This is a genomic window from Tabrizicola sp., from assembly GCF_016793705.1.
Classification (GTDB): domain Bacteria; phylum Pseudomonadota; class Alphaproteobacteria; order Rhodobacterales; family Rhodobacteraceae; genus Tabrizicola.
In genome coordinates this window covers 77,598-89,873 of sequence record NZ_JAEULO010000068.1, presented here as the reverse complement: position 1 = coordinate 89,873, position 12,276 = coordinate 77,598, and the positions used below count along the sequence as shown (strand labels likewise).

12 protein-coding genes are annotated in these 12,276 nt (G+C 67.2%); 11 read left to right on the top strand and 1 reads right to left on the bottom strand.

All coding sequences use genetic code 11. The features are described 5' to 3' along the window. Positions 1-2 precede the first annotated feature (2 nt). The 11 genes from JNJ68_RS17910 (at position 3) to JNJ68_RS17865 (ending at position 11,096) form a co-directional block, all read left to right on the top strand. Positions 3-434 carry a DoxX family protein gene (locus JNJ68_RS17910; protein WP_294984640.1) on the top strand — a complete coding sequence of 144 codons (432 nt, stop codon included), beginning with the start codon at positions 3-5 and terminating at the stop codon, positions 432-434. Further along, complete coding sequence (locus JNJ68_RS17905) at positions 434-1,144, top strand: cytochrome c biogenesis protein CcdA (protein ID WP_294984638.1); 711 nt, start codon at positions 434-436, stop codon at positions 1,142-1,144. The genes JNJ68_RS17910 and JNJ68_RS17905 overlap by 1 nt, the downstream gene beginning before the upstream one ends. A gap of 17 nt (positions 1,145-1,161) precedes the next feature. Further along, positions 1,162-1,566, top strand: coding sequence for a thioredoxin family protein (locus tag JNJ68_RS17900; RefSeq protein ID WP_294984636.1), 405 nt, complete (start codon positions 1,162-1,164; stop codon positions 1,564-1,566). Next, positions 1,563-2,195, top strand: a complete 633-nt coding sequence (locus JNJ68_RS17895) for a sigma factor (protein WP_294984633.1) — start codon at positions 1,563-1,565, stop codon at positions 2,193-2,195. The genes JNJ68_RS17900 and JNJ68_RS17895 overlap by 4 nt, the downstream gene beginning before the upstream one ends. Beyond that, a complete protein-coding gene (locus JNJ68_RS17890; protein ID WP_294984631.1) occupies positions 2,192-2,830 on the top strand; it encodes a DUF1109 domain-containing protein in 639 nt (212 codons plus the stop codon). The genes JNJ68_RS17895 and JNJ68_RS17890 overlap by 4 nt, the downstream gene beginning before the upstream one ends. A gap of 495 nt (positions 2,831-3,325) precedes the next feature. After that, positions 3,326-3,412, top strand: a complete 87-nt coding sequence (kdpF, locus tag JNJ68_RS19475) for a K(+)-transporting ATPase subunit F (protein WP_363166038.1) — start codon at positions 3,326-3,328, stop codon at positions 3,410-3,412. 12 nt (positions 3,413-3,424) lie between these two features. Continuing rightward, a complete protein-coding gene (gene kdpA, locus JNJ68_RS17885; protein ID WP_294984629.1) occupies positions 3,425-5,098 on the top strand; it encodes a potassium-transporting ATPase subunit KdpA in 1,674 nt (557 codons plus the stop codon). An 8-nt stretch (positions 5,099-5,106) separates the two neighbouring features. Then, entirely contained in the window at positions 5,107-7,143 is a 2,037-nt protein-coding gene (kdpB, locus tag JNJ68_RS17880; RefSeq protein WP_294984626.1) for a potassium-transporting ATPase subunit KdpB, read from the top strand. Between the two features lie 10 nt (positions 7,144-7,153). Further along, positions 7,154-7,729 (top strand): potassium-transporting ATPase subunit KdpC, encoded by a 576-nt coding sequence (kdpC, locus tag JNJ68_RS17875; RefSeq protein WP_294984624.1) that lies wholly within the window; start codon positions 7,154-7,156, stop codon positions 7,727-7,729. Then, positions 7,729-10,404: a sensor histidine kinase KdpD gene (locus tag JNJ68_RS17870; RefSeq protein WP_294984622.1), complete on the top strand. Its 2,676-nt coding sequence runs from the start codon at positions 7,729-7,731 to the stop codon at positions 10,402-10,404. The genes kdpC and JNJ68_RS17870 overlap by 1 nt, the downstream gene beginning before the upstream one ends. Then, complete coding sequence (locus JNJ68_RS17865) at positions 10,401-11,096, top strand: response regulator transcription factor (RefSeq protein WP_294984620.1); 696 nt, start codon at positions 10,401-10,403, stop codon at positions 11,094-11,096. The genes JNJ68_RS17870 and JNJ68_RS17865 overlap by 4 nt, the downstream gene beginning before the upstream one ends. 10 nt (positions 11,097-11,106) lie before the next feature. Here the strand turns inward: JNJ68_RS17865 and JNJ68_RS17860 are convergent, their stop codons facing one another. Continuing rightward, complete coding sequence (locus JNJ68_RS17860) at positions 11,107-12,225, bottom strand: fumarylacetoacetate hydrolase family protein (RefSeq protein ID WP_294984618.1); 1,119 nt, start codon at positions 12,223-12,225, stop codon at positions 11,107-11,109. Positions 12,226-12,276 lie beyond the last annotated feature (51 nt).

Here is a 12,276-nt window from a genome sequence, read left to right as displayed (position 1 = left end):
CGGTGCTGCAGAAGTTGAACCTTGGCTTTGCCGCCATCCCCGACGCGCCGGTCGCATTGATGCTGCGGGTGTTTCCGGCGCTGGTCTTCTGGCAGTCTGGGCAGACGAAGGTGGAGGGGTTCGCGATCAAGGACTCCACATGGTTCCTGTTCGAGAACGAATACGCCCTGCCGCTGATCCCGCCGGAGCTGGCGGCGGTGATGGCGACGGTGGCTGAACATCTGCTGCCCGTCCTGCTGATCCTCGGCCTGTTGACACGGCTTTCCGCGCTGGGTCTGCTGATGATGACGGCGGTGATACAGGTCTTCGTCTATCCCGATGCGTGGATGACGCATGGCCTCTGGGCCGCGCCGCTGCTGGCGGTGGTGGCGCGGGGACCGGGACGGTGGTCGCTCGACCGTCTGGTGGGGATCGACCGGGGGACGGGGGGCTGATGGAACTGGTCTTCGCCTATCTCGCGGGATTGCTGACCCTGATCAATCCTTGCGTCCTGCCGGTCTTGCCCATCGTGGTGGCGAGCAGTCTGCAAACCGATCCGCGTGCGCCCATGGCGCTTGCGGTGGGGATGGGCTTGTCCTTCGTCGTGGTCGGTACGGTTGTGGCGGCCATCGGTCCGGCTTTCGGGATCTATCCGGAGGATGTCACGCGCATCGCGGCGGTGGTCATGGTCGGCTTCGGGCTGGTCATGGTCCTGCCCGCGCTGGGGCGGCGGTTTTCCATGGCCTCGGCGGGAATTGCGGCCGCGGCGGATGCCCGCATCTCCTCCAGCCCTCGCGGGATCGGGGCAGAGTTCGCGGGCGGCGCGCTGTTGGGCGCGGTTTGGAGCCCCTGCATCGGCCCGACACTGGGCGCGGCCATTGCATTGGCCAGCACGGGGCAGGGCCTTGGTCATGCCGCCGCCACCATGGCGGCATTTGCCGCCGGCGTGGCGACGCTGATCCTCTCCGCCGCCTATGGGCTTCGCGGCTGGCTGAGGCACAACATGGGCCGCGCGGTCGCGCTTTCGGCCCGTGCGCGGCCCGCGATGGGCTGGGTCTTCATTGCCGTCGGGGCGGCGCTGTTCCTTGGCCTGAACCACATCCTTGACGAGGCCGCGTTGCGCATCCTGCCCGCATGGCTCGTCGATCTTTCCGTCAGCATTTGAAACCAGAGAGGTATCCCATGAACCGTCGCGCGTTGCTTCTGTCCACTGCCGCCCTGCTGCTTGCCAGCCCGTCGCGGGCGGATGACCGCACCTTCTATACCCCCGGTCTGGCCGAGGCGGCGATGGATGCGGGCGAGGTTGTGCTGCTGGATTTCTGGGCCAGCTGGTGCAGCACCTGTCAGGCGCAGGAGAGGGTGATCGCCGCGCTGATGGCCGAGAACCCGGACTACGAGCGCAAGATACGCTTCATCGTGGTGGATTGGGACGAGCATGGCGAAGGCGAGCTGTCACGTGCGCTGAAGATCCCGCGGCGGTCGACGCTTGTCGCGCTTAAGGGGCGGGAGGAGATCGCGCGAATCGTTGCGGGGACCGGCAAGGCCGAGATCAAGGCACTCTTCGACGCGGCGCTGGCCGTGGCATGACCGCTGCCTTCGCCCTTTCACCGAGGCGTGACTGTGCGGAGCTGCCCGCCTCGGTTACCGTGCTCTCAGCGCGGGTGGAGGGTCGGGTGCCGCAGGACGAGGTCTGGGAGGTTCTGCTCGCCCGCGCGAATGACGGAGATGGCGCGGCTTTCGCGCGGTTCCTGCAGGCTGTGACGCCGACCCTGCGCACGGTGATCCGGCGGCGCGGGGACGCGCTGCCCCCCGATCAGCACGAGGACATCCTGCAGGAGGTGCTGCTGGCGATTCACCTGAAGCGGAAGACATGGCGGCGGGATGCGCCGGTACGACCGTGGCTTTATGCGTTGGCCCGTTACAAGGTGGTGGATGCCTTCCGGCGGCGCGGGACGTCCGTGACGCTGCCCATCGAGGAATTCGCGGAAGTGCTGCCCGAGGAGAGTTCGGTGGTTCCGCTGTCGGGGCGGGATACCGAAATGATGCTGGGCATGATCGACGCACGGTCGGCGATGCTGGTCCGGGCGGTGGCGCTGGATGGCAAGACGGCCGAAGAAGCAGGAGAGACGGTCGGGATGACTGCCGGCGCGGCGCGGGTGGCGCTGCACCGGGCGATGCGGCGGCTGTCTGGTCTGGCCGAGAGGATGATGAAATGAGCGATCCGCAAAGCACGGATGACCTGATCCGCCATCTCGCGCAGGCCCCCGTGCCCGCGCGGTTTTCGCCTGCGGTCCTGCTGGGCGGCATGGTGGGGCTGGCGGTGGCGGGACTGGTTCTCTATTCAGCGGAGTTCGGCCTTCGGTCAGATCTGGTCACAGCTTGGGCGCATCTGCCGGTGCAGGCGAAGACGGTGCTGCCGGGCTTGTTGTCGGTCATCGCGGTCTGGTTGACCCTTGGTTCGGCGCGACCGGAGGGGCGGGTCGTCCTGTGGCCTGTGTTCGTGCCTGTGACGCTGGCCATCGCGATGGCTGCGTATCGCATGGCGACGGCGGAGGGTCCGCTATTGTCAGAAGCGGCGGGGAGCACTGCCCTGGCCTGCCTCGGCTCCATCGGGATGCTGTCGGCGCTTCCGCTGGCACTTGGGGTCTTCCTGCTGCGCCGGGCAGCGCCGACGCGGCCCGTGCTGACCGGGGCACTGCTCGGCGTCGCGACCGGGGCGGGGGTGGCGGCGGGCTATGCGCTGCACTGCACTGAGGATTCGCCACTATTCTTCGTGAGTTGGTATGGGCTTGCGATCGCCTTGACTGGCAGTATCGGCGCTTGGCTCGGCCATCGGTTTCTGCGGTGGTGATCGGTCTGTTGAGCAGTCGAGCAGGTGGTTGATGCCGGGTGACTTTGCTCGGGCGCATCCGTTAGGTGTCCCGACAATCCGCGTTCCATCCCTCCCTTGAAGACGTCGATCGAAACCATGAACGTGGCGGCGAAGGAGGCTGCGAAAGCGTGACCATCTTTGCGGCACATCTGTTTGGCTCCTGCGCTTCCAAGGCGGGGGATGGTGCCCTGACGACTGAAGCCGATTGTCCCGCTGATGCTTGGAACACCGCCAGCCGCCCGGGGGCGAACGCCCGATGGGCTGTCCGATGGCGGGCTGGACAGCTGTCCTTACGGATTCCTTACGGGCAAGGTCGACATCCCACATAGAGCCCTTACGCATGCTTGGGCGAACTTCGGGGCCAGATCACCTGGAGATTCACCATGCTAGACGTTGTCTACCTCGCGCTAGGTCTCGTCTGTTTCGCGGCCTTCATCCTGGGCGTCCACGCCGCAGAACGGATGTGAGGGCACGATGTTCGACATCATTCTGGGCCTTGCCATCGCAACGGGCCTTTTCATCTATCTCGGCGCAGCTCTCCTGCGCCCCGATCGCTTCTGAGGGAGGCACGCGATGACCTTGCTTGCCTACGCGGTCTATTTCGCGGTGCTTGTCGGACTGGCTTGGGCGCTGGCCGCCTGGATGGCCCGCGTCTACACGCGCACATTGCCCGCGCCGCTTCTGCGGGTCGAAGGCGCGCTCTTGCAACTTTGTGGTGCCGCACCTGACCGCAGCATGGGCTGGACGGCCTATGCGTTGGCGGTCCTGGCGTTCAACGCGGTGGGATTCCTGCTTCTCTACGCGATTCTGCGCGCTCAGGGGGCGTTGGCCCTGAATCCCGACGGGATCGGCGGCATGGCCCCCGACCTTGCGTTCAACACTGCCGTCAGCTTCGTCACCAACACCAACTGGCAGGCCTATTCGGGCGAGGCGCAACTGTCCTACCTGTCACAGATGGCCGGGCTGACGGTGCAGAATTTCGTCAGCGCAGGCACCGGCATGGCGGTGGCGGTGGCGGTGATTCGGGGCTTTGTCGCCGCCAAGGGGTCTGCGCTCGGCAATTTCTGGGTCGACCTTACCCGGTCGGTGCTGTGGGTGCTCTTGCCGATTTCAATCATCCTGGCTCTGTTCCTTGCTTGGCAGGGCGTGCCGCAGACCCTCCAGGGCGCGGTGACAGCCACCGGCGTCGAGGGGCAGGAGCAGATCATCGCCCGCGGTCCCGCCGCCGCGCAGATCGCGATCAAGCAGCTCGGCACCAATGGCGGCGGCTTCTTCGGCGTGAACTCGGCCCATCCGTTCGAGAACCCGACGATTGCCTCGAACCTGGCGCAGTCGCTGGCGATCCTGCTGATCCCCGTGGCCTTCTGCTTCCTCTTCGGACGCATGGCGGGGGACCGGCGGCAGGGGCGGGCGATCTTTGCCGCAATGGCGGTGATGTTCCTGGCCGGGCTGGCGGTGATCCATGCCTATGAGGTGACGGGCAACCCCGCGATCGGCATCGGCGCGAACATGGAGGGCAAGGAACAGCGCTTCGGCGCCATGCTATCTTCACTTTGGGCTGCGTCCACCACGGCCGCGTCGAACGGGTCGGTCAACGCGATGCATGACTCGTTCATGCCGCTCTCTGGCCTCGTGATGCTGATCAACATGGCAGTGGGCGAAGTGATCTTCGGCGGCGTCGGCGCGGGGTTTTACGGGATCCTGCTCTATGTCGTCCTCGCCGTGTTCCTCGCGGGGCTGATGGTGGGCCGGACGCCGGAATATCTTGGCCGCAAGATCGAAGGGCGCGAGGTGACGCTGGCGGTGCTCGCATTCCTGTCGATGCCTCTCGGCATCCTGGTCGGCGGCGCGATTGCCGCGACGGTCCCGGCGGCGCTTGCCTCGGTGCAGGATTCCGGACCCCACGGGCTGAGCGAGATCCTCTACGCCTATTCGTCGGCGACCGGCAACAACGGCTCGGCCTTCGGCGGCTGGGGCGCGGCGCTGCCTTGGCAGACCACCGCGCTCGGGATCGTCATGCTGCTCGGTCGCTATGCGATCATCGTGCCGCTCCTGGCCATCGCCGGGTCGATGGTGCGAAAACCGCAGGCCCCGGTCACCTCGGGCACCTTCCCGACGCACGGGCCGCTGTTCGTCATCCTCCTTATCCTGACCGTCGTCATCCTTGGCGCGCTGACCTTCTTCCCTGTCCTTGCCCTTGGCCCGATCGCGGAAGAAACCGCGCGCCTGGCCGGGCAGAGCTTCTGAGGCATCCGATGTCGAAACATGCAAAGACGGCCGACCTGTCCGGCCTTTACCCCGCCGCGATCCGGGAAAGCTTCGTCAAGCTCAAGCCGCGGGCGCTGTGGAGGAATCCGGTCATCTTCGTGACCGCCGTGGCGGCCGCGATGACCACGGTCCTTGGCCTGCGCGACCTTCTGGCCGGGACCACGGGCGCGGGGACCAGCCTGCACGTCTCGGCCTGGCTCTGGCTCTGCGTCCTTTTCGCCAATTTCGCCGAGGCGCTGGCCGAAGGGCGCGGCAAGGCCCGGGCCGACACGCTGCGGGCGACCAAGTCCGAAACCAGGGTCCGGCTGCTTTCCGAGCCGGATGAAAGCCCCGGGCACGCGGCCGAGGTTCTGTCCACCGCGCTGCGGCCCGGCCAATATGTCCATGTCGCGGCTGGCGAGATCATCCCCACCGATGGCGAGGCGGTCCGGGGTGTCGCCTCGGTCAACGAAAGCGCGATCACCGGCGAATCCGCCCCGGTCATCCGCGAGTCGGGTGGCGACCGGTCGGGCGTCACGGGCGGGACGACCATCGTCTCGGACTGGCTGGTGATCCGGGTGACGGCGGAGCCGGGGAAAAGCTTCCTCGACCGGATGATCGCTCTGGTGGAAGGCGCCGAGCGGCAGAAGACCCCGAACGAGATCGCACTGAATATCCTGCTCGTGGGTCTCACGCTGATCTTCCTGTTCGTCGTCGTCACGCTGCCCGCCTTCGCCAGCTATTCCGGCACGACGATCCCTGTGATTGTGCTGGGCGCGCTGTTCGTGACCCTGATCCCCACCACCATCGGCGGGCTTCTCAGCGCCATCGGCATCGCGGGAATGGACCGGCTGGTGAAGGCGAACGTCATCGCCAAATCGGGCCGTGCGGTCGAGGCGGCGGGCGACGTCGATACGCTGCTGCTCGACAAGACCGGGACGATCACATTCGGCAACCGCATGGCCGATGCGCTGATCCCGGCACCGGGGGTCGACATGCGGCGGCTCGCAGAAGCCGCGGCTTTGGCTTCGCTTGCCGACGAGACGCCCGAGGGCAAGTCCATCGTCGACAAGGCGCGCGAGCTGCTGGGGTCGGTGCCGGTGATGCCCGAGGGTGCCGAGGCTGTGGCCTTCACGGCGCAGACCCGGCTGTCGGGGCTGGACCTGGCGGACGGTCGCGGCTTCCGCAAGGGGGCCACCGATGCAGTGATCCGGCTGACCGGGCAGACCCCGCCACAGGCTCTGGGCGCGCAGGTGGATGCCATCGCGCGGTCGGGCGGCACGCCGCTGCTCGTCGCCGAGGGCGGCAGGATACTGGGCGCCGTCCATCTGAAGGACATCGTCAAGCCCGGCGTGCGCGAGCGCTTTGCCGAGCTGCGCGCCATGGGCATCCGCACGGTGATGATCACCGGCGACAACCCCCTGACCGCCGCCGCCATCGCCGCCGAGGCGGGGGTGGACGACTTCCTCGCCGAGGCCACGCCCGAGATGAAGCTGGACCTGATCCGCCGTGAACAGGCCGGTGGACGGCTGGTTGCCATGTGCGGCGACGGCTCGAACGATGCGCCGGCGCTGGCGCAGGCCGACGTGGGGGTGGCGATGAACGTGGGCACCCCGGCGGCGAAGGAGGCGGCGAACCTGATCGACCTCGACAGCGACCCCACGAAGCTCATCGAGGTTGTGCTGGTGGGCAAGCAGCTCCTCATCTCGCGCGGGGCGCTGACCACCTTCAGCATCGCCAATGACGTCGCGAAATACTTCGCGATCCTGCCTGCGATCTTCGTGGCGGCCTATCCGGGACTTGGGGCGCTGAACATCATGGGCCTCGCCTCGCCCAGCTCGGCCATCCTGTCGGCGGTGATCTTCAACGCGCTGATCCTGGTGGCTCTCGTGCCGCTCGCCCTGCGTGGCGTGCGGTATCGCCCGTCGACCGCTGCGGCGCTGTTGCGGCGGAATCTGCTGATCTACGGGCTGGGTGGCCTGATCGTGCCCTTCGTCGGGATCAAGGCCATCGACCTGACCCTTGTCGCCCTGAATCTTGCCTGAGGAGACCGAAATGCTGACCCATCTTCGCCCTGCCATTTCGCTGACGGTTCTCTTCACGCTCCTGACCGGCGTCGCATATCCGCTTGCCATGACCGGGATCGCGCAACTGGCCTTCCCTGCCGCTGCCAATGGCAGCCTCATCGAGCGTGATGGAACCGTCATCGGCTCTGCACTCATCGCCCAGCCCTTTGCGGGCGCGGCGTGGCTCCATCCGCGGCCCTCCGCCTCCGACTGGAATGCCGCAGGGACCGGGGCGTCGAACCTTGGTCCGACCTCTGCTGCACTGATCGTAGCGGTAGCCGAGCGCCGCGCGACCTGGGAAGCCGAGAACGGCGCAGCCGCGCCCATCGACGCCGTGACGATGTCGGGCTCGGGCCTCGACCCCGACATCAGCCCGGCGACAGCGCTGGCGCAGGCCGACCGGATCGCCGCCGCGCGCGGGGCCGACCCGGCAGCCATTCGCGCCCTGATCGAGGGCGCCGTTCAGGGTCGCACCCTCGGCCTCTACGGCGAGCCCAGTGTCAATGTCCTTCTGACCAACATCGCCCTTGACGAGGCTTTTCCGATGGCGCCCGCTGGCAATTGATGAGCGCAGACACCGACATCCGCCCCTCTCCCGAAGCACTTCTTTCGCAGGCATCGCGAGAGGGGCGGGGTCGCCTGAAGGTCTTCCTTGGTGCGGCACCCGGGGTCGGCAAGACTTGGGCGATGCTGGATGAGGCCCACCGCAAGCAGGCCGAAGGCGTCGACGTCGTGGCCGCTCTGATCGAAACCCACGGCCGGGCCGAGACCCAGGCCAAGCTTGCGGGCGTGACGCAACTGCCACGCAAGCCGGTGCTCTATCAGGGTCGCGCGTTGACGGAGATGGACCTTGACGCGCTTCTCGCACGCAAGCCTCGACTTGCCCTGATCGACGAGCTGGCCCACACCAACGCCGAAGGCAGCCGCCACGAAAAACGCTGGCAGGATGTCGAAGAGGTGCTGGCGGCCGGGATTGATGTCTACGCCACGCTCAACATCCAGCATATCGAGACGCTGAACGAGACCGTGGCGCGAATCACCGGCGTCCGCGTCCGCGAGACCGTGCCCGACGGGGCGCTGGAAATGGCCGACGAGATCGAGTTGATCGACCTCCCGCCGGACGAGCTGGTCGAGCGGCTGAAGCAGGGCAAGATCTATCCGGCCGACCAGGCCTCGCGCGCCTTGGGGTCTTTCTTCGTGAAAGGCAACCTGACGGCGCTCCGCGAGCTGGCCATGCGCACTGCTGCCGACCGGGTGGATGCGCAACTGCGCGAACACATGGCCGCGAACGCGATCGCCGGACCCTGGCCCACGCAGGAACGGGTGCTCGTCTGCCTCAACGAAAGCCCCGCCGCGCGCGAGGCGATCCGGGTCGCCAAGCGCAGCGCCGATCGGGCCCGCGCCGACTGGATCGCGCTGAATGTGGTGCAGGCCCGGGCCGAGACCCTGCCCGAGGCGGACAAGGACCGGCTGGCCGGAAGCCTGCGGCTGGCCGAGCGGCTGGGGGCCGAGCTTGCCACGCTGGAATCCGAACATGACGTGGCCAAGGCGATCCTCGACTACGCCAAAAGCCGCAATGTTCGGCGCATCGTCATCGGTCGCCCCCGTCCGCGCCCGTTCTGGCTGCGGCTTGCCGGCGAAGACGTGGCTTCCGATCTGCTGCGCCGATCAGGGCCGTTCGAGATCACCCTCGCTTCCGAGCCAGAAGATCGGCCCACGGCCCGGAAACTGCGGATGCCGTTTCTCCGGTCCGACACGAAAGGCTGGATCGAGGCATTGTTTGCCGTCGCCTTCGCCTCGGCCTGTTCCTTCGCCGCGGATCAGCTCTTTCCCATCGCCAGCCTCAGCGTCATCTACATGACGGCGGTGGTCTTCGTGGCAAGCCGCCGTGGCCTCGGCCCCGCACTCGCCGCAGCGGTCGTTGGCTTCATGGCCTACAACTTTCTCTTCACCGAGCCGCGCTTCACTTTCCAGGTCTCGCAGCAGGGCGAGCTTCTGACCTTGGGCCTCTTTCTTGTCGCCTCGTCGATCACCGGCAACCTGGCCGCCCGGCTGCGTGCCCGGATCGAGGCGCAGTCGGCCATCTCGGACCGGACCAACAAGCTTTACGACTTCAGCCGCCGTGTCGCTTCGGCGGCGACGGCGGATGACGTGGTCTGGGCCTCGGTCAGTCACGTCGCGACGACGCTGCGCTGCGAAGCCGTCCTCCTGATGCCGCGCGGCACCGAACTACAGGTCGTCGGTGGGTTCCCGCCCGAAGACACGCTCGAGGTCCGCGACCAGTCCGCAGCCCTGTTCGCCTGGGAGAAAGGCGAGCCAGCAGGCCGGGGATCCGACACCCTGCCGACTGCGCGCTGGTTCTTCCTGCCGCTGGTCGCGGCGGAAAGGCGGCTTGGCGTTCTGGGCATCGCCTATGAGGACGACCGCCAGCTCGCCCGCACCGACCGGCGGCTTCTGGACGCGCTGGTCGACCAGATCGCGCTGGCGCTGGAACGGCTGCGCCTGACGGAAGATCTGGCAGCCACCCAGCTTGCCTCTGAAACCGAACGCCTGCGCACTGCGCTTCTGAACAGCGTCAGCCACGACCTGCGCACGCCGCTCGTGACCATCATCGGGGCGGCGGGACATCTCGCTGACAACGACCTTCCGGTCGCCGCACGCCGAGACCTCGCCGAGAACATCCGCGAAGAAGGTGAGCGGCTGGATCGCTACGTCCAGAACCTTCTCGACATGACCCGCCTTGGCCACGGCGCCCTTAAGCCGCGTCTGTCGCCGCAAGAGGTTGCCGAAGTCGTCGGCGGCGCGCGCGCCCGGATGAAAGGGGTGCTGCGCGGCCATCACCTGCAGGTCGACCTTGCGCCGAACCTGCCGCTGATCCTGGCCGACGGAGTGCTATTGGAGCAAGTCCTCGTCAACATCCTGGACAACGCCGCCAAATATGCGCCGGAGGGATCCGAGATCAGGGTGCAGGCGGAACAGAAGGGACTTCGGGTCGATATCTCGATCACCGACCGCGGTCCCGGCATCCCGCCAGCTGACCTGGCGCGGGTCTTCGATATGTTCCACCGCGTGGCCGGAGGCGACCGCCAGCGCGCGGGCACCGGCCTTGGCCTTGCCATCGGCAAGGGTCTGATCGAGGCGATGGGCGGCTCGATCTGGGCCGAGGCCGGTTCATCCGACGGCACCGGCACCCGCATCGTGACGGCACTCCCGCTCCACAATCCAGAGGTGGCCGCGTGACGCCCGATGCCCGTATCCTGATCATCGATGACGAAGCCCCGATCCGTCGCCTGCTGCGCGTGGCGCTCGAGGCCGAGGGATATGGCGTTCTCGAAGCGGCGACCGCGCGCGCGGGGCTGGCCGCGGCGGCACGCGAAACTCCGGCGCTGGTTGTGCTTGATCTGGGCCTTCCCGATGCCGATGGCCTGTCCGTCCTGCGCGACCTTCGGGGCTGGAGCCATGTGCCCGTCCTCATCCTTTCGGTCCGGGCCGACGAGGCCGGCAAGGTCGCGGCGCTGGACGCGGGCGCACAGGACTATGTGGTCAAACCGTTCGGAGTGAAGGAGTTTCTGGCCCGTGTCCGGGGTCTCCTGCGGGACCGGGGGTCCGAAGCCATTCCCTCGGTCCTGACAACTGGCTCGCTGAGGATCGACGCAGCCGACCACTCGGCCACGCTTGACGGGCTTTCCCTCCACCTGACCCGGCGCGAGTTTGACCTGCTGTGGATGCTTGTCAGCCATCGCGGTCGTCTGGTGACCCAGGAAATGATCTTACGGGCGATCTGGGGGCCCGCCCATGCCGACGACAGCCAATATCTGCGGGTCTACATCCGTCAGCTCAGGCAAAAGCTCGGTGACGATGCCACCAATCCCCGCTTCATCGCGACCGAACCAGGGATCGGCTACAGATTCCTGGAAGCGCCAGACGCGTAAAGTACCCGCCTCACAAAAGCCCGCGCCGGGCCAGGTTCCGCATCAGCTGCGCCGCGCCGAAGGTCCAGGGTTCGCATTCGGTCGACAGCCGCACCCGGTTGCGCAGCGTGCCGATGAGCGGGCTGGAGATCGTCACCACATCGCCGAGGTGATGGGTGAAGCCCTGCCCCGGCGCATCGCGGTCCATGATCGGCGCGAAGGAGGTGCCAAGGAACAGCGCCAGCCCGTCGGGATACTGGTGATGCCGCCCCAGCGTCTGCGCCACCAGGTCCAGCGGGTCGCGGCTGATCAGCGACAGGTCGGACCTGCCGTCCAGCCGGAACCCGTCCTCGCCTGTCACCGTCAGCGTCAGTTCGGCCTTGCGCACATCCTCGATGCCGAAGCCCGCATCGAACAGCCGGATCATCGGCCCAATGGCGGAGGAGGCGTTGTTGTCCTTGGCCTTGCCCAGAAGCAGCGCCGAGCGCCCTTCGAAATCGCGCAGGTTCACGTCGTTACCCAGCGTCGCGCCCTTGACCCTGCCCCGGCTGTCCACCGCCAGCACCATCTCCGGCTCGGGGTTGTTCCATTTCGAGACCGGGTGCAGCCCGACATCCGCGCCATGCCCGACCGAGGACAGGACCTGCGCCTTGGTGAAGACCTCGGCGTCCGGCCCGATGCCGACTTCCAGATACTGACTCCAGAGCCCCTCTTCGATCAGCGCGGCCTTGACCTCAGCCGCCTTCTCCGATCCGGCCTTCAGGTTCTTCAGGCTGTCGCCGATGATCGCGCCCACCCGGTCCCGGATCGCCGCGGCGCGCGAGGCATCCCCCGCCGCGCGTTCTTCGATCACCCGTTCGATCATCGACCGCGCAAAGGTCACGCCGCAGGCCTTGACCGCCTGCAAGTCGATCGGGGCAAGAAGGCGGACGCCGGGAATGGTCCCGTCCAGCAGCGCCTCCGAGGCCCCGATATCGGGACCGGCTGCGCTTGCGACCCATCCAGCCGGATCATCCCGCTCCAGCAGATCGCGCATCGTAGGAGTTTCGCGCGACGTGACGTCGATCACCCGCCCGGCGCGGAACGTGACCACAGAGGGTCCCTCCACCGCATCCCGCCACACACGCCCGACAAAGCTTCCCTGTGCCATATCCCCTCCCCCGGCTCCCGGATCACGCGAGGCTAGGGCCTGCGCGGGGAA